Consider the following 23,450-nt stretch of genomic DNA (forward strand, 5'->3'; position numbering starts at 1 on the left):
CGCCAAATTAATGTTAAACTAACGTGCTTGAAGAGCCTTTGACTTCTTGCTTTTCAAAAGAAATTGCAAACGAAAAGCCGTCATCGTTTTTCATCTCTTTATCAGCTTCAAGCTGGGTTATTAACGTATCGATAATAGCAAAACCCATAGAGTTATTTTTCTTTTCACTAAAATCATCGGGAAGACCCGAACCGTTATCTTTTATTCTTATTAAAATGGTATTGTCCTGTTCTTCCAGTGAAACACTTATACAACCATTTTTTTTGTCACTAAAAGCATGCTCAAATGCATTGGAAACGACTTCATTGATCATCAGGGCACAAGGCACCGCTTGGTTCACATTCAGATTAAAAGAGTCAAACTCAAGATTAAGCTCAATATCTTCTGAATTGACCGATACCTGTCTGACATTATCAAGCAAATCTTTAACATAAGATCCGAACTCAATTTGTGAAAGCGACTGAGACTGATACAGCTTTTCATGTATCAGAGCCATGGTTTTAATACGATTTTTACTGGCACTCAATAACCTTTTAACTTCTTTATTTTCGGTACTAAGCGTCTGCAGCTCCATCATGCCCGATACTACGGCCAGGTTATTTTTAACACGATGATGAATTTCCTGCAAAAGCGTTTCTTTCTCAGAAAGCGACACTTTAAGCTGCTGTTCGTATTTTATGCGATCAGTAACATCGGTAGAAATTCCGCAGAGGCAATTTTCAAATCCGTAGATCTCCTTCAATGGGTATTTAATCGTATGATATACCCTTGTTTCATATTTATTGATTGGAAGTTCTTCCTGAAGCTCAACCATTTCATCAGTTTCAAATACAATACTATCATACGGCTCCACTTTTTCGGCAAATGTTTGTCCGTGCACCTCCTCGGATGTTTTTCCAATAACCTCCTCCCTACTCAAATCAAAAATGCGTAAGTAACTTTCATTGACAAGTTGGTATTTCCGGTCTTTATCTTTTACATAAACAAGAGACTTTGTTTGGTTAATCACAGCATCCAGCAACTGACGCTGTTGCTCAAGTTCATACTGCGCTTCCTTTATGGCAGATAAATTCATACAAAAACCAACAATGTAATCTTTATCTCCCCTGCTAAAACTTTTTGCCTTTACATAATAGGGAATTAGCTCGCCGCTCTTAGCTAGCATTTGCATCTCTGCTTCTGCACTACCCGTTATAGAAGCCTCAATAAGTTTAGAAATTGCAAATTCCCGATCCTCTTTGTGATAGAATTCCAGCGGATGCATTTGCTCTACTTCTTCATCAGAATATCCCAACTCCCGATCTATATTATTCCATTTTACAATATTAAGATCCTCGTCAATCAAATAGAAGAGTTCGGGTAAGCTCTGGATTGATTTATCAATAAACTCTTTCTCTTCCCTGAGCTTTTTCTCAAAATCTTTTCGTTCTGATATGTCTCGCGTACTGGCCTGAATTTCTATTATTTTTCCTGTCTCCTTATCGCCAATAGGTCTCATTACAGATTCAACCCACTTATAATCGCTCTCCTTTGTTTTTTTCCGAAATTCCCATCGCTCTATCTTATTATCTTCAAAGCTCCTGACTTCCTCCCGTAATCGTTCGCTGTCTTCGGGATGCATGTTATCTAATGCATTTTGCCCCATCAGCTCTTCCGGGGTATAGCCTGTCAACTCTTTTGAGGCAGGTGAAACATACAGGTAGGTCCCATCAGGAGTATGACGAGAAATCATATCCGTAGAATTCTCAGTAATCAACTGGTACTTGCGCTTCTCCTCGGCCAGTTCTCTATTTTTTTCTTCCAGTTTCAGAGAGTATTCACGCTGTTTTAACAGAAGGCTAATACGCGATTGCAACAGCTTTGGGGATGCGGGAATATACACCACATCGTCAGCCAACTCTAGCATGGTAGCATTGTTTCTGATTGCCTTCTTATTGGGTGACAATAGTAAGAAAGGCAAAAAGATCGGCGCAGCCGTATCTTTTAGCTCCTGCAACGACTGCTTATTGGCCTCAAACGATGGATGATCCATGATACAAAGATCAAAATCCCGATTGGCTATACCATTACTACTGGTTTCTATAGCCATAGAGTCGGGCAGAAACTGCTTTATCAGTTTCAAATCCTGAGTATTATGGACCGATAACAAAAGCACCGGCTGGCCTTCGGTACTCAATTCCGGGTAATTATATGTCGAGCCCATAGTATCCATGATAATCACTCCGTAAAGACCTACTTGTCAACTTCTGGCGTACCAGATAAAATTCCACGCATATTTTCCAGTTTATCTCCAACCTTGATACCTTCGGAGGTAATTTGAAATTCACGAATTGATTTTTCAAAATCACTTAACCGTTTCTTTAGCACGCCGACGGCTTTTCTTAGTTGTCCACTTACTTCCAGGTATCGCAGAAAGATGATATTGTCAGCTAGATAGCTTGCATTCATATTCGTAGTCGAAAATCCGCCTGTCACATTTTTTGTCTCATTCAACAAAAGCGTAGTAACACCCATATTCTGCAAGTACACAGTGAGCGCATGCAACCGTTCCAGGGTATTTTTACCGCGCACCGCCATATTATATCCCCCTACAGCATCGATCATAACAATTGAAGTGCCATTTTCCTCCACATCCCTACGGATGATTTTCGCAAATTCATCCGGGGAATAGGAAAGTGGTTCTACCGACATAATATTAAGAAACCCCGCCTCAAGCATCTTTCGAATAGGAGTGTTAATCATTTCGGAACGCTGTATAATCAGCTCTTTCGATTCTTCGAAGGTATATACGGCAGAACGTTCATTACGCGAAGCGGCTTCTTTAATAAACTGTAGTCCAAGGTTGGTCTTTCCAACTCCCGTCGGACCAACAATCAGGCTGGTTGTTCCTTTTTCAATACCGCCGTTAAGCAGCTTGTCAACCCCCTCCACGCCTGAGGATAGTACCCCTTTTGCGTAAGTTCGGCTATAATTATTGGGACGCAACCGCGGATAAATAACGATTCCATCTCCTGTTATTTTGAAAGCATGTTCCCCACTCAAATAATCAGACCCCCTGAATTTCGTGACGCTTAGGGTTCTCCAATCAGATTTATTATCCAGCTTTATAATACCGTCAACCCAAAAGGCGGCGTCGTCCCCATTACCACCATTACTACCCAGCGATTCAGAGGTCATCATCAGCGTGGCACCGCGTTTGGTAACATAATTTACCAGCGACAGGGTCAGTTTCCGCATTTGATAGGGATCCTGATTCAATAATCGCAACATCGTAAAGGAATCAAATAGGATGCGACTGGGGGAAAGTTCATCTACCGCCTTTGTCACAGCTTTCATAATCGGCCCCTGCTCCACATCCGCAGAAGAAAACACGCTGTACTGCTCATTATTTTCACTTAGGTCATCACTCGGGCTTAAATCCAGACCCACTACGCCAGAAAGATCAATGCCAAACTGTCTGGCATTTTGGAGCAGACTCTCTTTCGACTCAACCATCGTAATACATAGGGCATCTTCCCCCTTATCCAGGGCTTGCTTTAAAAAGTGAAAGCCCAGTGTTGATTTACCCGAACCCGGCCCTCCTTGTACCAGATAGGCTTTTTGAGGGATTAGTCCACCGTGCAGGATTTCATCTAAGCCGTCTAACCCAGTTGAAAGTTTGTCAAAGTCACTCATTAATAATTATAGATATTTTATATATAAATTAATGTCTTCTAAAAAACCTAAAGAGTATTTAAATCTTCGTATTTAACTTATTTGGTAACGTAAGGGAGTACAAACAAAGTTTGTTGACGTGATATACCTATTTTTTAAGATGCGTACTTATACCTACACGAGAGTTAAAAAGGCGTAGTTAACTGGTAGATATCAATAAAGGTTGGGCCAAAAGAAGACTACTTTTCAGCAAACTGAGAAACAATATGCAATAGTTCTTTAGTATCAGAATATATAGGTAGGCACTCATTTACACCAGCTTCTATTAACGGATCGCTTCGTTCACTTAAGCCGTCTTCACAAAGGGCAACAAGATATTTAGAAAGCTTTTTTCGCAAATGCCTCGTATATATTCATCAGGTTTATAAGGCGATGAAATGAGGTCAACAAGTGAAACTTGGTATTTTCTGTCTATAGGTATTCCTTCCAGAAATTGGTCATGGGTTATATGCTCAATTTCCCAATCGTCTTCTTCATTGAGTATTGATATGATAGCGTCATTTTGTATCGATTGGTCACCTATTAGTAAGATTCGCATATGAAAAGGATTTATTTTTTTCACCCTGTTCATATAGCGGTTTACCTATTAAGAATAAAAAAGAAGGGCTTCAAAACTGCTAAAACATCATATCAACAAAGGTATTCTCTACTTTTCATAGTACGGCCTAAGCAAGTCAAAGTAAAACAGTAATTTATTTAGCTTTACTTCAGGGTAAACAGATTGTTTTTGATTGCAAATTTTACCAAGCCGGCCGTATTTTTAGCTCCTGTTTTTTGCATCAAATTACGGCGGTGAGCATCTACTGTTCGTACACTAATACCCAGTTCTTCAGCAATTTCGCGATTTATTTGTTCTCTGCAGATTAATTGCAGAACCTGTAATTCCCGCTCGGTAAGGTCGGAAACCCGTTCACTGGTAGAACGAACCTCTTTCCCCTTAATAAGCAACCCTATGGTATCGTTGCAGAGGTACTGATTTCCGGAATATACCTCTTTAATAGCTTTAATAAGCTCTTCGGCTCCCCGTTTTTTTAAAATATAGCCCGATGCACCGGCCTGCATTACATCTTTTACCTGCCGGGGATCTTCTTCATCGCTCATAGCCAGAATATGAGTTTCTAGATGATCCCCCAAGATTTTTGTTATGGTACTCAAAGGATCCAAATCCGGGATATCTATATCGAGCACAACAACCTCTATGTTATCTCCTTCGGGATCATAGGGACATAGTTCCTCTTTATTTTTAGCCGTACCAATTACGTTAATATCAACATCTTCGGATAAGATTTTTGTAATACCATCTCGAACGATCTCGTGGTGTACTGCAATCAGGATATTCACAAATGCTAAAAGTTATTTAATAAATAATCATAGCAGGTCAGAAATGTGTCTTTAAAATAAACGCACACATTACTTGTTCCGACCCAGTCTATTTTTAACGTACTTCTGCTTTTCGTATTCTGCGTGCTCTGTATTTCAAGCCGTGTTCGAGCAACATTATTAACTCCCAATATTATCAGAAAAAGAATAACTTATTTTCAGCAAGATGTATATAGGCTAAACTGCCTATTTTATATTTAGGTATAAACCCTAAGTTCTTTTACCATATAAGGTTAGGAATAAATGAATATTAAATAACAATACATTTAATGTCGTCTAAAATGGATTGACAAAATCAGTTTTTAATTACAGTCATAAAATTTCACTCTTAGTACTTTATTTTAAACTTGAGAATAAAATTGCGGTTATGCCAGAAATAAGCTGATAGCTATCCAACCTTTGAACAGGTATAGAAAGCATATTTAAAATATCTGTGACAATGCTATAGCCTCCCAGTTCGTTAAGAACCAATAAGTAAGTGAATAGAAGAGCTAATGAATTAATATTTGATTATGAGTTATGGATTTTCTCAAGTCAATCATCTCATCATAGTTCACAGGCGGCTATGATATTTTTAACGATTACTAAACGATAGTTTTAACTCCTGAAATTTATCTTTAGCTTGCGTCTTCAATAATCAACTTACCCACAGCCCTATGGGAAAGATCAAGATGAAACTAGCCGGAGTGAATCCCCTGCTCAAAGGTATTCTCTATTTTATTGGAGGACTTGTTCTCATACTGCTTATTCTCCAGCTTGCAATATTTATTTGGGGAAACAACTATGTGGAAAGTCAGCTGCGGGCTCAACTTAGGCAATCAAATACCCAAGGCTATTCTATTGATTTTGAAGATCTTGATCTCAGAGTATTCTCAGGATCGGCAACTATTAGAAACATCCGGGTAGATACCGATACCTCCCTATTTTCCTCCACGGATGATACTTCTTCTGCTCCACGTTTTCTCTTTACAGGCTCCCTCGGACAATTAAGCCTAAGCGGAGTCAATGTCTTTTCTTCCCTCATGGGTGAAGAACTACATATTGGCACGCTGACCCTTGACAGCCCCGATATCTCCGCACTGAAAAATCCGAATGAAGTGTCCCGGGATGATGGTTCTTTCTCCTCTGTTGATTCTACTATCCTTGCTGGCATCCCCGACCGATACACTGCCCTCGAAATAGGTGAAATTATCATTAAAAATGGCCATGGAAAGCTCACTCAAACTGATGATACGCTTTCTTCTCTCCAACAGCTGAATCTTTCCCTTCGAGAGATAAGAGTTGACTCGGCTTCAGCTCAATCAGGACGCCTTTTTATTACCGACAATATTTCATTGGATGCCCGTGATTTTACGATGCATCTTTCCGACAGCCTGAATACCATTGCTTTTAACCACCTTTCAATTTACTCCGATGATCAAACTGTAGCTCTGGATTCCCTACAGCTTAACCCCCGTTATGGAAAACTGGAGTTTGCCCGCCGGCACGGCACCACCATTGACCGCATTGACCTTGCCATCCCGAATATTCGGTTTGAATCGGTTGATTTCCCCCAACTAGTGGAATCTGGACGTATTTATGCCGGCTACGGCCATATCAGCGATCTCCGGCTCGAAGACTACCTCAACCGAGGCATTCCTCCAGGACCACCGGTCGCCAAGCCCCTGCCCTTTGTTGCTTTTCGTGATCTCAATATTCCTGTCAAAATGGACTCCCTGCATATTGAAAACGCCTATATTTCCTATAGCGAATATGTGGGCGACACTCCCCGGGCGGGCACTATCACCTTTGAACAGACTGACGCTATATTCCGAAACATCAGTAATTACCCGGAAGATGTGGAGAAAGGGATCACCACAACCCTGGATGCGGAAAGCCAGGTTATGGGTACGGGATTACTTGATGTCCATTTTGAGTTTCCAATGGATACCCAAAATGGTTTTCATAAAATAGAAGGGAAACTTAGTGAAATGTCAATGCCCCACTTTAACCAGATGGTTGAACACGTAGCTTTTATCCGAATAGATAACGGACAGCTAGACAGCCTGACCTTTGAAATGACACTTGATCAAGAACAATCCAGCGGTACACTTGTCATGAATTATGAAAACTTTAGTATTTCCGTGCTCAATAAGCAATCCATTAAACAACATGGCCTGCTGGAAAACTTCAAAACATTCTTAGCCAATAATTTTATTGTCAGAAAGAAGAATATCCCTGGAAATGATATGCAGGCGGGCCGTATTGATTTTGAGCGTGACGAATCGAAATCTATCTTTAACTATTGGTGGAAATCGCTCTTGAGCGGAATCAAGGATTCCATCAGGAAATAAAGCACAAACCTGTCTATTCCCGGAGTCTGCAATACTATTCCTTTCTGTTTTTTATTATTTTCGATTTTTATTCTTACAAAGGTCACTACGGATTAAGTTCCTCTATTGCCTAAACAAGGCAGCATTAACATATACACTATTATCGTGCAGATTCCTACTTTTTCAGATATCCAGAGCGCGTACCTTAAGATTCAAAACAAAGTACACCGCACGCCTGTTTTAAGCAGCCAAAAGGTAAATGAACGAGCCGGCGGAGGAGAGCTTTTCTTTAAGTGCGAGAACTTTCAAAAGATTGGGGCTTTTAAATTCCGGGGCGCAACCCATGCTGTAGGAGAATTATCGGACAATAATGCCCAAAATGGAGTTGCCACTCATTCATCTGGCAACCATGCCCAGGCGGTGGCCCTTGCGGCCAAGCTACGGGGGATTCCGGCTCATATTGTAATGCCCAAAAATGCTCCTGGGGTCAAGGTCCGGGCCGTGCGCGATTACGGTGCTAATATCACTTTTTGTAATCCCACACAAGAAGCCCGAGAAGCCACCCTGGAAGAAGTCGTTGCAGAGACCGGGGCTACTTTTATTCATCCCTATGACAATCTAGATATTATTATGGGTCAGGGTACGGCCGCGCTGGAGCTGCTCGAAGAACATCCCAAACTGGATATGCTGCTGGCTCCCGTTGGCGGAGGCGGACTTATGAGTGGCAGTGCTATTGCCGCTTCGGGACTGGCAGCATATACAAAAGTAATTGGTACGGAACCTGAGATAGCCAATGACGCCTATCTCTCCTTTAATTCCGGAGAACTGTATCCGGTACAAAGCACAAACACCGTAGCTGACGGACTGCGAACCTCACTCAGTGAATTGACCTTCTCTTGCATCCAAAAGCATGTTGATGATATCATTACCGTTAAAGAACAAGAAATTATTGATACCATGCGGTTTGTCTGGGAACGAATGAAAATCATCATAGAACCTTCCTCCGCTGTGCCGGTTGCGGCAGCATTCAATCATATTGATACGCATGACCAGCAAGTTGGTATTATCATCAGCGGAGGTAATATGGATCTCGATCATCTTCCGTGGATGAAATAAGAAACATATTGAAGATCAACTTTCTCACCTAAATGGATTTAGCTATAGTATTTACTCATTAGTCATTTATGAATTCTGAAAAAATTATCATTATCGGGGGTGGAGTATCGGGAATTACTACTGCCCTGACGCTCCAGCTCCTGGGTTGCCAAACCGAAATTTATACCGAAAAAAAAGCAGAGAATATTGCAGATAAAAATACTCACCCGGAATTTGCGAGCCTCTTTCCGTCCGCTTCGGTAATACCCCATTCGGTCTATTCAAATCAGCTAGAAGAGCTTTTCCAATCTTCCCAATCATTCTTTTACGAATTGCGCAAGCGGTCTTTTCCAGGGCTGACGCTCCAAAAGCATTTTGAGGTTTTTGAATTTGAGAAAGATCGTCCCGAATACGGCGACTGGATGATGAATTTTAATTCTTTAGAGGAGTTTCATCCACGGGAAATTCCGCGCCGCTCCTTATCTCAGGATGTATACGGGTGGGCCTTTGATTGCATCTTTGCCGACTGGCCGCTTTATTTTCCGGGCTTAATTACACTCTATAAAGAATCAGGTGGTGAAATTAATCAGCGTAAGATACAAAAAAGAGAAATCCCCTCCCTTCCGGCAGATATTATAATCAATTGCAGCGGTACTGGCAGCCCTGATCTTTTTGATGATCCAGTGGAAAAGCAAATGATATTGAAGGGTCATTTACTTCACAAGCCCGAAGCATCGCTGATCACCAACAGCAATGATGAAATTATTTCCTACAATTATACCCCAAAAGCCTCCATCTATTCGGACTCTTCCGGAAATGCCTGCGATGTGTATTGCTATCCGCGTAAGGATGGCTGGATTTTAGGCGGTAGCCGGGAATCCGGCTTTTTAGATAACAACGATAGTGAAACAGAGGATAGTCCAATAGAAAATACTCGAGCTTATAAAATTGATAGCCTTGATATTCCTTCGGCAGTTATTGACTTAAATCAAGAGATTCTAAATACAACATTTGGCCACTCTCTGGAACAATCTGATAAGTTATCTGCTCTAATGGGATATCGCTATATCCGTAACAAAGAAAATGGATTGCGCTTAGACCATGAAACATTGGATGGTAAAACGGTCTATCATAATTATGGTCACGGAGGAGCTGGAGTTACGCTCTCCTGGGGATGTGCAATACACCTAGCAAATAAAATTATATCTCTAAAGAGATCTCAAATGCAATCAACTCTGTTAGACAGATTGGAAGAAATAATGTTTGATAAAAAGACATAACAATGAATCAGGGGAAAGAATACTATGGATAAATATCCTATTGCACTACGATATTTAATACGGCTTCTGCTGTTATTCTCAATAATAGCCGTACTCATTATTGCCCGCCAGCTGTTAGTGCCTCTATTTCTGTCAATTTTGTTTGCCTATTTACTGTATCCTGCAGCAAATAAAATGGAAGAAAGCAACATCCCCCGAATAGCAACTAATCTGATTTTAATTGTCGGCACCTTTGCGTTTTTAGGAGGCATAATTTACGGGGCATCACTTATGGTCGTTACGTTCACTACCGATCTGCCAGAGATAAAAGATCAAATTGACACCAATATTACTCGCTTCCGCTGGGCACTGGGACGCACATTCGGGGTAACGGCCGAGCAGTTGGATAATATTGTTGAGAGCATCCGGGGTTCCGGAGAATATATTGCGCAACTATTTACCGGTACGGCCAATACTATTTTAACAGCTGGTCTGCTCCCGGTTTATACTTTTTTACTCCTTTTCTACCGCGATAAGTTCCGTAAGTTCGTGTCGATGCTCATATCTAATCATGAAGAAGAAACGGCCCAAGACATTATTGACCAGGCCTCGAAAATTGTTCCTCAGTATTTAAAGGGACTCTTTATTGTTTGCTTTATTCTAATAGGACTTAATAGCCTGGGATTTTATCTTATCGGTATCGAATATGCGTTGCTGATAGGATTAGTTGCTGCTATTTTTAACCTGATTCCATACCTGGGAACGGTCATTGGTTACGGTATCGCTTTCCTGTTTGTGCTGGCTACACAGTCACCGGGATTGGCACTGGGAGTTATCGGCCAGTTTTTCGTTATTCAATTTATCGAAAATAATATTCTTACGCCGAACATCACGGGATCATATGTACAAATTAATCCGCTAGTAACTATTCTCTCTCTCATTGCAGGCGGAATGATCTGGGGACTGCCCGGCATGTTTATGGTAATCCCCTACCTGGCGATGTTCAAAATTGTATGTGAAAATATAGAGAGCCTTGAACCGGTCGGTTACCTTCTGAGCACCCGGGGAACGGAGGAACATGCCCTTACTTTTCAATCCATGATGAACAACTCCGGTGCGGATAGCACAGGAAACCCAAAAAATCAGGCTTCCTAAAACCTTACTTTATTTAGTTATAGATCTGTTTTTCTGCACATTGGGGACAGTCCAACCAGTTTTCCGTGGGCATTGAGGAAAGTGCATTGGGACTACTTCCCTTTTCAAAAACTGGTCGATAGAGTACTTCTCCCTTCTCATGTGATTCGCCACAAGTATGGCAACTAATTTCATCATCAAGCTCCTTGGGAGTATAGCCGGCAATTACCCACCCTTCATGTCCCGCATGAACGGCCAAACTCTCCAGAGCCGCTCGCACAGTCTGTGATTTATTGCCGCTGTAATACTTTTCGGAGAGTTCCCCCAAGAGCTCAACCGTTTCATTATCCAAAGTAAAATTGAGGCGTTTCATAGAAGTATTATATTAATATTGGTTATCCTAAGGAAGTTTAATAGGCTGCATACCATGCCAGAAAGACTATGATTCCCCCTAAAAAAGTATAGAGTACAGCCCACTGTCGGTAACGATCCAGTTTGTGGTGTTCATCGTGTGTTAAATCGGTTTCCTGGTGGATCTTACCCCCTACTTCGCATTCTGGCAGGAAATCAATAGCTACATGGAAAAAGACTCCGGTTGCAAAACCAAAAATGAGTGCATTTATGATATCATTGCCAGAAAGATTTAACAGGCTTACCGGTAACGCTGTAAGTCCAATTGCCGCCGCAGGTAATAGTACCGATAAAGCTGATTTCCCCTGTTTAGTGAGGCGCCGGGAAGCAGCATAACCGGCCGGACCCTTATGAGAAACAATAGCTATACCCAGCAGCACTCCGAGTTCCGGCATAGCTGCATAGACCATCCCGATAATCAGTCCTGCAGATAGCGCATGGGATGTAAGCTCCAGTACCACCGGATCAATCGAAGTTTTGGTGTGTGTCAGTCCATGATTGAGTGTATGAATAGCAAAACCGGCTATGATACCGGCTGCAATTCCCAATCCGCCATAAACAGGATGATGATTGATAGCTGTAGGGACTAAAAAGATAGCGGCACTGGTTATCATGGCCCCACTTGACAACCCATAGCCAGCAATAAGATGATTAAGTTTACTTTGACTGGCCGATTTGATCCCCAACGGTATTGCCAGGGCCATCGCTGTAAAAGCGATCCAGGAGATTCCAATAATTTTCCAGTTTGCGTACAGGATGGCTATAAAGGTAAATACACAGAAGACAAAAAGAGTACCGTAAACAATAGATTTATCTGACATAATCTATGTTAGAACATATTAGAATTAAAAATCTTTGGTAACAGAACAGGATCGGGCGGAATGGTTTTGATAGTTTAGCCAATGTCCACGTACCAGTAATGCACTTCCTATTATAGTAATAAATGATTCCCACCATAACCCTACAAAATCATGTAGCAACCAGGAAAGAGTAATCACTCCCAAACCTGAATAAAGAAATACAGAAACATTTTTAGCATTTTTCGATTTGCGAATTGCATAATATATGGTCGGTAAGATTAAGAGAAGTAATACAGGATGTGTCCATTCATGTGTTGCTTCTGCAGCGGGCCAAAGGGGTAACAGAGATACAAAAACCGGTACCAATAAACAATGAACGGCACATAAGCCCGACAGGCCAATACCTATTTTATCCCAAAAAGATTTTGTAACCAAGAGGAAGATGTATGCTGCAGTTTTAGTGTGTACGATTATACACACTAAAATATTGAAGAACAAGCTCTTTAATAAAAAAAGCCATCACTATTACATGATGGCTTTTCCTTCTGTAAGAGTTAATTGTTTTTTAAAATATTACAAATCCTTGATAATCGCTTTTATCTCGTCTTTGGTCTTACCCAGTTTTTGCTGAATATTACCAATCAGCTGATCTTCCTTTCCTTCTTCGTAAGTCAAATCATCATCCGTTAACTCTGCATACTCCTCTTTCAACTTTCCTTTCAACTCGTTCCAGTTTCCCTCAATTCTTAGTTTATCCATACTAGTTTTAACTATTTTATGATTGAATATTAATACTTCTCTCCTTTATTAGGTATCATCTCCCTTACCTTGATAATAAAATTAGATAGCAATTTGTGATATTTAGAAGAAAATGAATAAAGCAGGCTAATAACTTCTCAAGGCCTCTATCAATTCACTTTTATTCATTGTTGAGTAACCCTCAATCTCCAGGGTTTTGGCTTTCTGGTAGAGTTCGTCTTTGGTCCAATCCTCATAGGAAGTAAGTTTCTTTGCTTTTTTAAGGATCTCATCCCCTTTTTTCTTAAGCTCTTGACTAAGCTCGTTAACTTCTCCCTTACCAGCTTCAACTTTCTTATTGAGAGTTTCCCGAAGTTCCTCTATCTCATCTTTTAAATCCTGAAGGTATTCGGCTCTTTTTTCATTAATCTTTTTTCTGGTTTCCTCTCCTTTATTCGGAGCGAACAACAAGCCAATAATAACCCCGCTGGCTATGCCCGTTAAAGTGGCTAAAATTACTTTTTCTTTATTTCCTGTTCCCATAACTGTACTGATTTAAATTAAAGATGTCATTTAATATTTAAACACGTTGTATAGGTAAAATAATTTCAATACCCGATTAATCATCCAATAAGCTACGGATCATATCCGAAATTTCAGCCTTTGTTTTCCCCAGCTTTAGTTGCAGTTCTCCAATAAGACGCTCTTCTTTTCCTTCTTCATAGATGAGATCCCTCTTCGTTAAGGCGGGATAATCTTCTATAAGCTTCGCCTTTATTTTTCGCCAGTTTCCTTTTGTTATTAAACCACTCATAATAAGTTTTGATTGGAAGATTTAATTTCAAGCTGTATTCCCAAGCAACAATTATGGTTCATTTATAATGGTTTTATGTTATAGGTCTTAAAGGCTTATAAAGTTTCGGATAAATTCTTAAAAAGATATTATCATCTTCCAAATTATACAGCGTACAACCATGGAATTCCCCAATATCTTAGTATGTAAAGCCTTATGTCTACTCTCTCTTGAACAACCTATAAGTGGCTTAGCAAACAATACCCCTAAGCTTCCAAATAAATTTATATGGTGATAGTTAATACGGATAGCACGGAAATAGCTCTGCGATGGATCATAGAAGTAATAAAATACCGGTTTAAAAAGCCGTCTCGACAAACATCGCTATGAGTGATAATGGCAAAGTGTAATGAGTTATATACATCAGTATTTTCTTAAGAAAAAGATACGCAGAATCAGAACTATTCTTATTACTCATCGGTCATTCTATTTGATTCTTATTCACCATGTCCATCCAGATATGCTCCCAATATTTACGTTTATTGCCAGCGATTGAGCATATATCATTCTATCAAATCATACTTTGAATAATTTTCGCAGTAGAATATTGCATTGCTCTCTCCTTCTAAAATTAAATACCATTAGTTTTAATTTAGCACTTCCCCCCTTAATTCCATCCCCGAACTCCTTTTAGCAACTCATTATCAAGTTCATGATCAGGATCTTCATGGTGCAAGACTGCAATATCTCCAGTGGCCTCCATTACCACTGCTTTTACCTGGCTTAACTGAGTGGCATTAGCTTCCCGTAGTTTTGCACGGAGATCGGCATGGGTTACTTTAGCCTTTTTTAAGTTATCTTCTAAAATTTTTGTCCCCTTCATTAACAACAATGGTTCATTATTTACCAATTTGCTCATCATGGATGAACTTCCTCTCAAGCTTGCAACCGTAATTTGCAGAACATATAAGGTAGCAAGTGCTGTTATAGCCAAATATAAAGGCGGATCTTTTGCTAAAATAGTACTCGCAATAACCGACCCTATTGCCACCGTTATCGCGAAGTCAAAACTAGACATTTTAGAGAAAGAACGTAATCCCGCTATCCTCGTAAAAAGTATAAGTGAGATATAAATTCCAATGGTAGATAATGTGGCCATCAATACTGCTGACCAGGTAGTGTTTATCCAACTGTAATCCATAAAAGGTATAATCTAAAGATTAATTTCTATAACAAATTATAAATGATCAGACCAAATGTACCAGCAGAAAACAAAAAAGCGAGCAAGGCCATCAGTCCGTCACGGGTAATTAATGCTAATCCAAAGGCAGTAAGCGCGATACCTGCTATAGTAGCACTAAAAGGGATAACTTCCATGACTGGCATTACTAATGCAATAGCAATACACACAGAGGCAATAATATAGATTCCAACGCCCCGTGTTACCATAGTTAGTCGTGGACGTAACCAATGATCAGAAAACCGGGCAGGAGAGTGCATCCACTGAAGTCCCTTTTTGAGTTTATCCTTCCCCACAGATTGTCTGAGCAACCAGTCTGGCAGCCAAAAATGATCATACTGAAACAGCAACTGACTTCCTATCAACAATATAAGTATTCCCATAATAGTCGGTACCCCAGGGATATCGCCTAAAATAGGTGCAATGGTAACCAAACAAATTAGTAAAAGAGGTCCGAACGAACGGCGGCCAACGGTGTCCAGTATTTCACCCAACGATACGTCCTCTTCCTTTTTGTCTATAGCGTCTTCAATTTGATCCAGAAGTTGAGTTAAATTTGTAGGCTCTTCACTCATATCCTTATATATACCAGATATTGAAGACACTAAATATGTTTTTAATATAAAAAAGGCTCCGACTAGTTGTCGGAGCCTTTCCAGTTTTAATTCTCAAACTGAATTTAGCTAGCCTTCTTTTCGGCTTTAAAGCGATTAATTACTCCACCATGGAGCACCGCTTCTTTTTGGCGATCACTAAAGGTGTGTTTTACAGTATATTTATTGCCTTTCGTCTTATTATGAACGACGACTTCATTGCCATTTTTAATAGCACTTCTGATGTCATTCACGGTTAAGACATCGCCCTGATCGATATCCTCATAGTCCGCATCATTTGCGAATTCAAGCGGTGGAATACCAAAGTTGATCAGGTTTTGCCAGCCAATACGGGCGTAACTCTTTGCGATTACGGCCCGCTGACCCAAATAACGCGGAGCGATAGCCGCATGTTCGCGACTTGAACCCTGGGCGTAATTTTCGCCGGCTATTACTACGTGCCCACCGTGCTCATCTTTAGCTTCCATCGCCCGATCATGGAAGTTTTTATCCACAACATCAAGTGTAAATTTACTAATTTCTGGAATATTACTGCGGAATGGCAGCACTTCTGCCCCGGCACGGAGAATTTCATCGGTAGAAATATCATCTCCCATCTTGAGCAGAACCGGAACGTCAAAATCTTTAAGCTCATCAAAGTCGGGCATGGTTGAAATATTCGGCCCTTTCTTGATTTCACCTCGTTCCTTTTTCGGTTTCGGCGGGGTCAACATTTCCGTATTTATGTGAATCTCATTAGGATGCTCATACTTCGGATATTTCATATTATAAAGATCCTCAAGATCGCGCGGATCGGTAATCTTTCCGGTCAATGCAGAAGCCGCCGCTGTTTCGGGACTTACCAAAAAGACTGAGTCTTCGGGGGTTCCTGAACGGTCAGGAAAGTTACGCGGCACAGTACGCAAGCTGTTTTGTCCTGTTGCAGGCGCCTGCCCCATGCCAATACAGCCGTTGCATCCGGCCTGGTGAATACGAGCTCCCGATTGAACAAGGTTAAACATCACATCATTCTTAACCATATTTTCGATAATCTGGCGTGATGTAGGATTGATATCATAGGAAACATTGTCATTCACCGTTTTATCCTTCACAATCTCAGAGGCCATCCAGAAGTCACGAAAACCCGGATTCGCGGAAGAACCAACATAGGACTGATAAATATCTTGTCCCTCTACTTCACGAACAGGCACTACGTTACCCGGACTGCTGGGCAGAGCTATAAGCGGTTCCACATCATCCAGCACAAGTTCTTCATACTTATCATATTCAGCACCTTCATCAGCTTTGAGTTCGACGAATTCATGACCACGCTCTTGGGATTCCATAAAACGACGCACCTCACCATCGGCAGGAAATACCGTGCTGGTAGCTCCCATCTCGGTACCCATATTTGCAATAACATGGCGATCCATGGTATCAAGATTTTTCAGCCCTTCGCCAAAATATTCAATTACATAACCGGTAGCTCCATCTACATCATAGCGACGAAGCATCTCAAGTACTACATCTTTGGCACTTACCCAATCGGGCAAATTACCTTTAACTTCTACTCCTAATACTTTGGGCATCTTGATGTATAGCGGTTCACCAGCGATGGCAAAAGCAACATCTAAACCACCAGAGCCAATAGCCAACATACCCATACATCCTGATGCAGGAGTATGGCTGTCAGAACCAGCTAAGGTTTTACCTGGAATTGCAAAACGTTCGGTTTCAATAGGATGGCTTACCCCGTTTCCAGGACGGCTAAACCACATACCAAATCGTTCGGCTGCTGATTTCAAAAATACGTGATCATCTGGATTTTTATAGTCGGTCTGTATCAGGTTGTGATCCACATACTGACAGGACATTTCTGTTTGGGCTTCATCCAGTTCCATCGCTTCCAATTCCAACATCACCATGGTTCCGGTAGCATCCTGAGTCAGTGTCTGGTCAATCTTTAAACCGATTTCCTCTCCGGCTTTCATTTCACCATCAACAAGATGACTCTTAATAAGTTTTTCGGTTACATTAAGTGGTTTACTCATATAATAAAATGTAGTATTGTTATAAACTTCTGTTTTCCTATTTATATAAAGTTATTCCATTCTGCTTTCGTTTCAAAAGTTATCAATAGGAGTACTATTTATCTTCTTTTAAGCTAATTTAAATTGGTTCTATCTTACACTCCAAAAAAGCTTCGTTTTTATCATTTTTTTTATTAACTATGGAATAGAGCTGGCAATAATTCAATTTATAAAAAGAAATATGCGTGATCAGCCTATGAATTATGATAAACTGACTTTATAACTTGACAAACCGAGTCCCAACTCGGCAGTCAGCTAAAGCCTCTCTGGTGCACTTCTACTTTTTGCACCTTTTCTGATTCAAAAACTAGAATCTAACTAATCAAGCACACATAATAGGAGTATATTATGATTCGACATGTCGTAATGTGGAAACTTAAAGATGAAGCCGAAGGAGCCACAAAGGAGAAAAATGCAGAAAAAATGAAGCTCATTCTTGAAGGCTTAAAAATAAATATTGATGAAATAAAAAGTGTGGAAGTCGGTATTAATATTTCCGAAGGAGATGGAGAAACCGGCACACCCTATGATGTTGTGCTTATATCCGATTTCGAGACCGAGCTTGATTATACCATGTATACTCGTAATGACCACCATAAAAAAGCGGTAAAATTTATTGACTCCGTAATCGAGGAACGACATTTCGTAGATTATAAAGTAGATATCTGATATAAAGAAGTACGATTGGGGATCATTTTACAAACTTCTTAGCTTGGCTTATTAATGCGCCAAAAATTGCCCGCTGGTGTACTATCTGGGGCATATATTCTGGGTGCCACTGGACACCCATCATAAACGGATATGATATATGCTCAATAGCCTGAGGCAGATCTGTTTCTTCCCGCGCAATAACCCTCAGTCCACTGCCTATGTTATCTACAGCTTGATTATGCAAAGCATTAACCCAAATATTATCTTTCCTAATAATCTGGCCTAATTTTGAGTCTGATTCAATAAGTACCTTCTTTTTGGGCCAGATAGAATAAACTTGGGGCACTTCACTATAAAAATCGCCTATATCCTGATACAAATTCCCTCCAAAATGGACGTTGATCAGTTGAGATCCACGACATATACCTAATATGGGAATGGTATTATTGATAGCCTTTTGAAGTATTTCAAACTCCAGTCTATCTCTTTCGGGGTCAACAGCAGATGATTTTGTCGAAAGGAGTTTTCGAATCAAAAACAAAAAAGGATAAAACAAGAAGGACAGTATTTTTATAAATCCTTGATATAAACTTGATGGTTTAGGCCCCATTTCAAAAGGATTTTCAGCAAAAGATTTTCCATACCTTTCCTGATCAATATCGGCCCCGCCTCCTAAGATAAGTCCATCCAGATTCTCACCTGGATGTGGTTCGGAAGGCGTTATTCTAATTGGTTTTCCTCCCTGTAATAATACTGCGTATTTGGTAAACCACCATGCAGCAGTTCCCCCCTTATCCGGTCCTGTTATGCCAATGGTCGGTTTGTTGCTATTCTTCATTTAAATCTAATAATATAACTATAGATTCTACCCATTCCTTTTTAAAGGACACCAGTGTTTTCTCTTTACGCATTACATATAACTGAGCAAGTTTCTCTATCATTTCAGGCTTTTGGACCAGCTCTTCTACAGCTATCCAATAATTCCATTCTTTGGCAAATGTCCAGCTTAAGTCATCAATTTTACTATTGGGCAAGCGGTAGTGAAAAGTAGGCCTTGGTGTATTCTTTTCCCCATTAAGCTTGCGTTTTACCGTGGCCTCGTCAAGCATGGCAAGTATCGGAAGGAGATCTAAAGGCCTGTTTCTTGTTGGATTAAATTTTATATAGTCTGAAATAAACTCCTTTTGTGAGGGCTCATAACCAACATCCAGTACCTTTAAAACAAATTCTTTAGGAAAAGGATCTACAAAGGGAGACAATTTCCTGGAAATATCGATTTCCAACTTTTCCAAAAGCCAGGGATATAGCAGTAAGAATGCGCGCAAATATTTCAGAATGGTCTCAATATCCAGTACAGGGGCTTCAATATTGATATGCATTCCAAAAGCATGCACGAGAGACCCTTTAGTCCCCTCTGCCTTTTCTTCCCACAGCTTTTTACGTAAATCTTCTAATCGTCCAAACTTTGAAATGGATACAGGGGGCATTACAATTTCTACAGGAACCACAGACATTGCTAATTTATCTATAATATCTTCTATAGATTTGCGAAAGGAGCGTTCTTCGATATCTATATCAGCCGTATCAAATATATCTTCCTCCGCCATTTTTTGTAGGATACGGGCATCGAGTTCTACTCTAAAATCCCCCAAATCAGTATTCCTTATCTCAATATAGTATCGGTGATTCTTCCGGACTTCTCCTCCGTATATAGAGGTTATAATATCCGCAACACGCTCTAAACCGATACCTGCAAATTCGAGCTCAAGTCCTATTTTTCGCTCTTCATTATTCTCATTATACAGTACCGGAGGTGATCTATATGCCATAAATAAATGGTTTCGATATCTTTTCTTACAAAAGGTCAGGGTAACATTTCATAGGTAAACTCATTATCGAACAGTTTTATAAGGTAAAAAGCAACAAAATAACTGCCCTTATAAAACACTTGCCTACCTGGCGACTAATTTGCATAATAATGTAACAATAATCTAAAATAACTAATCCCCAAAATAAGGGACAATTTATGAACAGAGTTCTATCGATTTTGTCATTGATTTTGCTATTTCCAATGCTAGTCTTGGCGCAGCAGCAACCTCAGGTATTTGAAGGAGCTAAAATCATTCCCATTGAAGGAGAACCTATTTCGGAAGGAACACTTATCATTGAGAAAGGCAAAATAACAGCTGTAGGCACCCGGGAAAATGTTGAAATTCCCGAAAATGCCCAAACACATGATGTAAGTGGAAAAGTTATTATGCCCGGACTCGTGGATTCCCACTCCCATATTGGCAGCGGAGATGGAGGCGATCGCTCATCAGCCTTACATCCCGATACCCGTATACTGGACAGTATTGATCCCCGCAGCGATACCTTTAAAAAAGCGCTTGCCGGCGGGATTACTACGGTAAATGTTATGCCCGGATCGGGTCATCTTATGAGTGGCAGAACCGTTTATCTAAAACTTCGTGATACCAATACTATTGAAGAGATGCTTTTTGTTGATGATCCGGTAAATGAAATAGCCGGCGGACTTAAAATGGCGAATGGAACAAATCCAATTGGAGAGGGTCCCTTTCCCGGTACCCGTGCTAAATCTGTAGCTATGGTACGCGACTTGTTTATTAAAGCCCAGGAATATAAAAACAAAGTTGAAAAAGCGGATGGGGACCCTGAAAAAATGCCTACGCGGGACTTAGGTATGGAAACGCTTATCCAAGTGCTCGATGGTGAAAGGGTTGTACACAATCACACTCACAGACACGATGATATTCTGACAGCTATTCGTTTATCCGAAGAATTTGGATACCGGCTGGTCCTCCACCATGTGAGTGAAGCCTGGAAAGTGGCCGAAGAAATTGCGGAAGCGGAGGTACCCTCTTCTATTATTGTGCTGGATTCCCCCGGAGGAAAAATGGAGGCTGCTGACATACGATACGAAAATGGTGCAGTCCTGGAGGAAGCCGGCGTAATGGTGGGATATCATACGGATGCTTCCATAACCGATACCCGTTTGTTTCTGCGATCTGGGGCCTTTGGTGTGCGCGCCGGAATGAGCCGCGATGCAGCTCTAGAGGCTCTGACAATCGCTAATGCAAAGATGCTTGATCTCGAAAATCGGGTCGGAACACTCGAAGAAGGAAAAGATGCTGATTTTATTATTCTTTCCGGAGATCCGCTGAGTACTTACACTCGTGTTCAGCAAACTTGGGTGGAAGGTAAAAAACGATTTGATGTTTCCGATCCTGAGGATGCCAAATATGCTGTCGGAGGATACAAGGTATTTGAACGGTCGACCCAAAATCATCACCATCACGGTATCGATTAATGTACTGTTTGTTACCCGTATGGTATCCACAATCTGATCAATTTCTTATTAAAGCATTATTCTTATTATGAAACGTCGAATCATTCTATTAACCGTCTTTATTTTTAGCCTCACTACTGCTATTCATGCCCAATTGGCCGTTAAAGCCGATACGATCTATACTATGGAAGGACCTAAAATTGTGAATGGCATTATTTTGGTTGACGATAATAAAATAGCCACCGTTGGTCCAGCAGATGAGATCGATATCCCAGCTAATTATGAGGTACATGAGGCTTCGGTAGCAACTCCCGGCCTTGTTGATGCTCATTCCGTAGTTGGATTGGCCGGCATCTTCAACCAAGAGCATGACCAGGATCAGCTGGAAACATCCGATGCCATACAGCCCGAATTACGTGCGATAGACGCGTATAATGCCCGGGAAGAATTGGTTAAATTCGTACTCGATAAAGGCGTTACAACCACCCATACGGGCCATGGTCCCGGTGCACTGGCAAGCGGACAAACCATGATTGCCAAAACCCCTTACAATACCGTGGAAGAAGCACTGGTTGACTCCTCAACTACTGTTGCTTTTACCCTTACATCTGGAGTCAGCCAAAATTTCGATAAACCCGGTACACGCTCCAAAGGGATGGCCATGCTGCGACAAAAATTTATTGAAGCACAGGAATATATTGAGGAAAAAGAATCAGAAGATCCCCCATCCAGAAATTTGACCATGGAGGCTTTGGCTAAAGTGCTCAACGGAGAATTGACAGCCATGATTACCGCTCACCGGGCACAGGATATCATGACAGCCTTGCGCCTGAAAGAAGAATTCGGTTTTAATATGATTCTCGACGGTGCTGCTGAAGCCTATCTCGTATTGGATGAAATAAAGGAAGCAGACATCCCGGTATTTATCCATCCTACGATGGTCCGCACGTATGGGGATACCCAGAATGCCAGTTTTACTACTGCCGCAAAGCTACATGATGCGGGTATACCGTTTGCATTTCAAAGTGGATTTGAAAGCTATGTACCCAAAACGCGTATAGTTCTCTATGAAGCCGGCGTGGCTACTGCTTACGGGTTGCCCCGAGAAGCGGCTTTAAATGCCCTTACCAAGAGTCCATCACAAATCCTGGGCATTGATAAACTTGTGGGTTCGCTACAGGAAGGAAAGGATGCGGATATCGTACTTTTTGATGGAGACCCGCTGGAGTACACCACTCATATTCGTTCCGTTATTGTGGACGGCAAAGTTGTCAAAAAATAAGTCGGGAGACTTGAAAAGGGAATGTTTAATTCCTTTCCATTCTATGTGTCTTGATCAAAAAGTAAAACATTTTTTAGTCATTCTCGTATATTAGCTTGTAATCATAACTAAACGATCGATTATTATGAGTGGACAAGGATCAGCCGGTAATGTTATCGCAGCGTTAGCAAGCTTTTTTATTCCCGGACTGGGGCAACTTTTGCAGGGACGCCTCATCAAAGCAGCCATACAGTTTGTATTGGCCGGCGTCCTCTGGATCTTCCTGATGGGATGGATCATCCATCTGTGGTCTATTCTGGATGCGGCCATGTTTAAGGCTTAACTCATTGATCTTATGAGCCAGGAGACTGAACCTAAAGAGCTCCCAATTGACGGGACCCTGGATTTACACACCTTTAAACCAGAAGATTTGGGGTCCCTTATTCCCGGCTATATTGAAGCATGTCTGAGCAAAGGGATTTTTGAAATCCGGATTATTCATGGCAAAGGAACCGGCAACCTGCGTCGGTCTGTCCATGCCCTGCTCGATCGCAATCCACATGTAAAATCATATTCTCTGGCTGGAGACCACAGCGGATGGGGAGCGACCATAGCCACGCTGGAAAAAAATAAATAATCACTGCATTTTTCTATTCCTTTCTCTATCCTTTG

24 protein-coding genes are annotated in these 23,450 nt (G+C 41.0%); 9 read left to right on the top strand and 15 right to left on the bottom strand.

Translation table 11 applies throughout. The features are described 5' to 3' along the window. Positions 1 to 13 precede the first annotated feature (13 nt). From ABEB05_RS05740 to ABEB05_RS05755, 4 genes are all read right to left on the bottom strand, one after another. The gene (locus ABEB05_RS05740) at positions 14 to 2,212 is read right to left on the bottom strand and encodes a PAS domain S-box protein (protein WP_345694239.1); all 2,199 of its coding nucleotides are present in this window, start codon (positions 2,210 to 2,212) and stop codon (positions 14 to 16) included. Between the two features lie 20 nt (positions 2,213 to 2,232). Continuing rightward, entirely contained in the window at positions 2,233 to 3,675 is a 1,443-nt protein-coding gene (locus ABEB05_RS05745) for an ATPase domain-containing protein (protein WP_265788343.1), read from the bottom strand. Positions 3,676 to 4,000: 325 nt separating this feature from the next. Beyond that, positions 4,001 to 4,252: a hypothetical protein gene (locus tag ABEB05_RS05750; protein ID WP_265788345.1), complete on the bottom strand. Its 252-nt coding sequence runs from the start codon at positions 4,250 to 4,252 to the stop codon at positions 4,001 to 4,003. Between the two features lie 164 nt (positions 4,253 to 4,416). Continuing rightward, positions 4,417 to 5,055: a LuxR C-terminal-related transcriptional regulator gene (locus ABEB05_RS05755; protein WP_265788347.1), complete on the bottom strand. Its 639-nt coding sequence runs from the start codon at positions 5,053 to 5,055 to the stop codon at positions 4,417 to 4,419. 695 nt (positions 5,056 to 5,750) lie between these two features. On the opposite strand from ABEB05_RS05755, the gene ABEB05_RS05760 reads away from it, so the two are divergent. The 4 genes from ABEB05_RS05760 to ABEB05_RS05775 all read left to right on the top strand — a co-directional run bounded on the left by ABEB05_RS05760 (position 5,751) and on the right by ABEB05_RS05775 (position 10,915). Next, positions 5,751 to 7,427, top strand: coding sequence for a hypothetical protein (locus ABEB05_RS05760; RefSeq protein ID WP_265788349.1), 1,677 nt, complete (start codon positions 5,751 to 5,753; stop codon positions 7,425 to 7,427). Between the two features lie 105 nt (positions 7,428 to 7,532). Further along, the gene (locus ABEB05_RS05765) at positions 7,533 to 8,522 is read left to right on the top strand and encodes a pyridoxal-phosphate dependent enzyme (protein WP_286668816.1); all 990 of its coding nucleotides are present in this window, start codon (positions 7,533 to 7,535) and stop codon (positions 8,520 to 8,522) included. A 68-nt stretch (positions 8,523 to 8,590) separates the two neighbouring features. Continuing rightward, entirely contained in the window at positions 8,591 to 9,781 is a 1,191-nt protein-coding gene (locus ABEB05_RS05770) for an FAD-dependent oxidoreductase (protein ID WP_265788352.1), read from the top strand. 24 nt (positions 9,782 to 9,805) lie between these two features. Continuing rightward, complete coding sequence (locus tag ABEB05_RS05775; RefSeq protein ID WP_265788354.1) at positions 9,806 to 10,915, top strand: AI-2E family transporter; 1,110 nt, start codon at positions 9,806 to 9,808, stop codon at positions 10,913 to 10,915. A 13-nt stretch (positions 10,916 to 10,928) separates the two neighbouring features. Here the strand turns inward: ABEB05_RS05775 and ABEB05_RS05780 are convergent, their stop codons facing one another. The 9 genes from ABEB05_RS05780 to ABEB05_RS05815 form a co-directional block, all read right to left on the bottom strand. Further along, on the bottom strand, positions 10,929 to 11,267 hold the full coding sequence (locus tag ABEB05_RS05780) for a ribbon-helix-helix domain-containing protein (RefSeq protein ID WP_265788356.1): 339 nt from the start codon (positions 11,265 to 11,267) through the stop codon (positions 10,929 to 10,931). Between the two features lie 37 nt (positions 11,268 to 11,304). Continuing rightward, on the bottom strand, positions 11,305 to 12,126 hold the full coding sequence (locus tag ABEB05_RS05785; RefSeq protein ID WP_265788358.1) for a ZIP family metal transporter: 822 nt from the start codon (positions 12,124 to 12,126) through the stop codon (positions 11,305 to 11,307). A 24-nt stretch (positions 12,127 to 12,150) separates the two neighbouring features. Beyond that, positions 12,151 to 12,585: a MerC domain-containing protein gene (locus ABEB05_RS17105; protein ID WP_350356648.1), complete on the bottom strand. Its 435-nt coding sequence runs from the start codon at positions 12,583 to 12,585 to the stop codon at positions 12,151 to 12,153. A gap of 93 nt (positions 12,586 to 12,678) precedes the next feature. Beyond that, the gene (locus ABEB05_RS05790; protein ID WP_265788360.1) at positions 12,679 to 12,864 is read right to left on the bottom strand and encodes a CsbD family protein; all 186 of its coding nucleotides are present in this window, start codon (positions 12,862 to 12,864) and stop codon (positions 12,679 to 12,681) included. Positions 12,865 to 12,990: 126 nt separating this feature from the next. Next, positions 12,991 to 13,386, bottom strand: a complete 396-nt coding sequence (locus ABEB05_RS05795) for a YtxH domain-containing protein (protein WP_265788362.1) — start codon at positions 13,384 to 13,386, stop codon at positions 12,991 to 12,993. Between the two features lie 76 nt (positions 13,387 to 13,462). After that, positions 13,463 to 13,657 (bottom strand): CsbD family protein, encoded by a 195-nt coding sequence (locus ABEB05_RS05800; protein WP_265788363.1) that lies wholly within the window; start codon positions 13,655 to 13,657, stop codon positions 13,463 to 13,465. Between the two features lie 646 nt (positions 13,658 to 14,303). Further along, on the bottom strand, positions 14,304 to 14,837 hold the full coding sequence (locus tag ABEB05_RS05805; RefSeq protein WP_265788365.1) for a DUF421 domain-containing protein: 534 nt from the start codon (positions 14,835 to 14,837) through the stop codon (positions 14,304 to 14,306). A gap of 26 nt (positions 14,838 to 14,863) precedes the next feature. Then, on the bottom strand, positions 14,864 to 15,451 hold the full coding sequence (locus tag ABEB05_RS05810; protein ID WP_265788366.1) for an exopolysaccharide biosynthesis protein: 588 nt from the start codon (positions 15,449 to 15,451) through the stop codon (positions 14,864 to 14,866). Positions 15,452 to 15,555: 104 nt separating this feature from the next. Further along, complete coding sequence (locus ABEB05_RS05815; protein WP_265788367.1) at positions 15,556 to 17,520, bottom strand: aconitate hydratase; 1,965 nt, start codon at positions 17,518 to 17,520, stop codon at positions 15,556 to 15,558. 387 nt (positions 17,521 to 17,907) lie between these two features. Here ABEB05_RS05815 and ABEB05_RS05820 point away from each other — a divergent pair, with 387 nt between their 5' ends. Next, positions 17,908 to 18,228 (top strand): Dabb family protein, encoded by a 321-nt coding sequence (locus ABEB05_RS05820; protein ID WP_265788368.1) that lies wholly within the window; start codon positions 17,908 to 17,910, stop codon positions 18,226 to 18,228. Between the two features lie 22 nt (positions 18,229 to 18,250). Here ABEB05_RS05820 and ABEB05_RS05825 read toward each other — a convergent pair whose 3' ends face one another. Beyond that, a complete protein-coding gene (locus tag ABEB05_RS05825; protein WP_265788369.1) occupies positions 18,251 to 19,048 on the bottom strand; it encodes a gamma-glutamyl-gamma-aminobutyrate hydrolase family protein in 798 nt (265 codons plus the stop codon). Then, entirely contained in the window at positions 19,038 to 20,039 is a 1,002-nt protein-coding gene (locus ABEB05_RS05830) for an amidoligase family protein (RefSeq protein ID WP_265788370.1), read from the bottom strand. The genes ABEB05_RS05825 and ABEB05_RS05830 overlap by 11 nt, the downstream gene beginning before the upstream one ends. A 197-nt stretch (positions 20,040 to 20,236) precedes the next feature. Here ABEB05_RS05830 and ABEB05_RS05835 point away from each other — a divergent pair, with 197 nt between their 5' ends. From ABEB05_RS05835 to ABEB05_RS05850, 4 genes are all read left to right on the top strand, one after another. After that, positions 20,237 to 21,538, top strand: a complete 1,302-nt coding sequence (locus ABEB05_RS05835; RefSeq protein ID WP_265788371.1) for an amidohydrolase family protein — start codon at positions 20,237 to 20,239, stop codon at positions 21,536 to 21,538. Between the two features lie 67 nt (positions 21,539 to 21,605). After that, positions 21,606 to 22,799, top strand: a complete 1,194-nt coding sequence (locus ABEB05_RS05840; protein ID WP_265788372.1) for an amidohydrolase family protein — start codon at positions 21,606 to 21,608, stop codon at positions 22,797 to 22,799. A 124-nt stretch (positions 22,800 to 22,923) separates the two neighbouring features. Then, complete coding sequence (locus ABEB05_RS05845; RefSeq protein ID WP_265788373.1) at positions 22,924 to 23,121, top strand: hypothetical protein; 198 nt, start codon at positions 22,924 to 22,926, stop codon at positions 23,119 to 23,121. Between the two features lie 12 nt (positions 23,122 to 23,133). Continuing rightward, on the top strand, positions 23,134 to 23,415 hold the full coding sequence (locus tag ABEB05_RS05850; RefSeq protein WP_265788374.1) for a Smr/MutS family protein: 282 nt from the start codon (positions 23,134 to 23,136) through the stop codon (positions 23,413 to 23,415). The last annotated feature ends 35 nt before the right edge of the window (positions 23,416 to 23,450 follow it).

The organism is Fodinibius salicampi (assembly GCF_039545095.1).
GTDB classification, from domain to species: domain Bacteria; phylum Bacteroidota; class Rhodothermia; order Balneolales; family Balneolaceae; genus Fodinibius; species Fodinibius salicampi.

Coding starts and splice junctions, on each gene's coding strand:
- ABEB05_RS05750 (WP_265788345.1), bottom strand. CDS start 4,252: ATGCGAATCTTACTAATAGGTGACCAATCGATACAAAATGACGCTATC.
- ABEB05_RS05845 (WP_265788373.1), top strand. CDS start 22,924: ATGAGTGGACAAGGATCAGCCGGTAATGTTATCGCAGCGTTAGCAAGC.
- ABEB05_RS05785 (WP_265788358.1), bottom strand. CDS start 12,126: ATGTCAGATAAATCTATTGTTTACGGTACTCTTTTTGTCTTCTGTGTA.
- ABEB05_RS05830 (WP_265788370.1), bottom strand. CDS start 20,039: ATGGCATATAGATCACCTCCGGTACTGTATAATGAGAATAATGAAGAG.
- ABEB05_RS05810 (WP_265788366.1), bottom strand. CDS start 15,451: ATGAGTGAAGAGCCTACAAATTTAACTCAACTTCTGGATCAAATTGAA.
- ABEB05_RS05815 (WP_265788367.1), bottom strand. CDS start 17,520: ATGAGTAAACCACTTAATGTAACCGAAAAACTTATTAAGAGTCATCTT.
- ABEB05_RS05800 (WP_265788363.1), bottom strand. CDS start 13,657: ATGAGTGGTTTAATAACAAAAGGAAACTGGCGAAAAATAAAGGCGAAG.
- ABEB05_RS05745 (WP_265788343.1), bottom strand. CDS start 3,675: ATGAGTGACTTTGACAAACTTTCAACTGGGTTAGACGGCTTAGATGAA.
- ABEB05_RS05795 (WP_265788362.1), bottom strand. CDS start 13,386: ATGGGAACAGGAAATAAAGAAAAAGTAATTTTAGCCACTTTAACGGGC.
- ABEB05_RS05805 (WP_265788365.1), bottom strand. CDS start 14,837: ATGGATTACAGTTGGATAAACACTACCTGGTCAGCAGTATTGATGGCC.
- ABEB05_RS05775 (WP_265788354.1), top strand. CDS start 9,806: ATGGATAAATATCCTATTGCACTACGATATTTAATACGGCTTCTGCTG.
- ABEB05_RS05740 (WP_345694239.1), bottom strand. CDS start 2,212: ATGGATACTATGGGCTCGACATATAATTACCCGGAATTGAGTACCGAA.
- ABEB05_RS05835 (WP_265788371.1), top strand. CDS start 20,237: ATGAACAGAGTTCTATCGATTTTGTCATTGATTTTGCTATTTCCAATG.
- ABEB05_RS05820 (WP_265788368.1), top strand. CDS start 17,908: ATGATTCGACATGTCGTAATGTGGAAACTTAAAGATGAAGCCGAAGGA.
- ABEB05_RS05850 (WP_265788374.1), top strand. CDS start 23,134: ATGAGCCAGGAGACTGAACCTAAAGAGCTCCCAATTGACGGGACCCTG.
- ABEB05_RS05760 (WP_265788349.1), top strand. CDS start 5,751: ATGGGAAAGATCAAGATGAAACTAGCCGGAGTGAATCCCCTGCTCAAA.
- ABEB05_RS05840 (WP_265788372.1), top strand. CDS start 21,606: ATGAAACGTCGAATCATTCTATTAACCGTCTTTATTTTTAGCCTCACT.
- ABEB05_RS05770 (WP_265788352.1), top strand. CDS start 8,591: ATGAATTCTGAAAAAATTATCATTATCGGGGGTGGAGTATCGGGAATT.
- ABEB05_RS05825 (WP_265788369.1), bottom strand. CDS start 19,048: ATGAAGAATAGCAACAAACCGACCATTGGCATAACAGGACCGGATAAG.
- ABEB05_RS05780 (WP_265788356.1), bottom strand. CDS start 11,267: ATGAAACGCCTCAATTTTACTTTGGATAATGAAACGGTTGAGCTCTTG.
- ABEB05_RS05790 (WP_265788360.1), bottom strand. CDS start 12,864: ATGGATAAACTAAGAATTGAGGGAAACTGGAACGAGTTGAAAGGAAAG.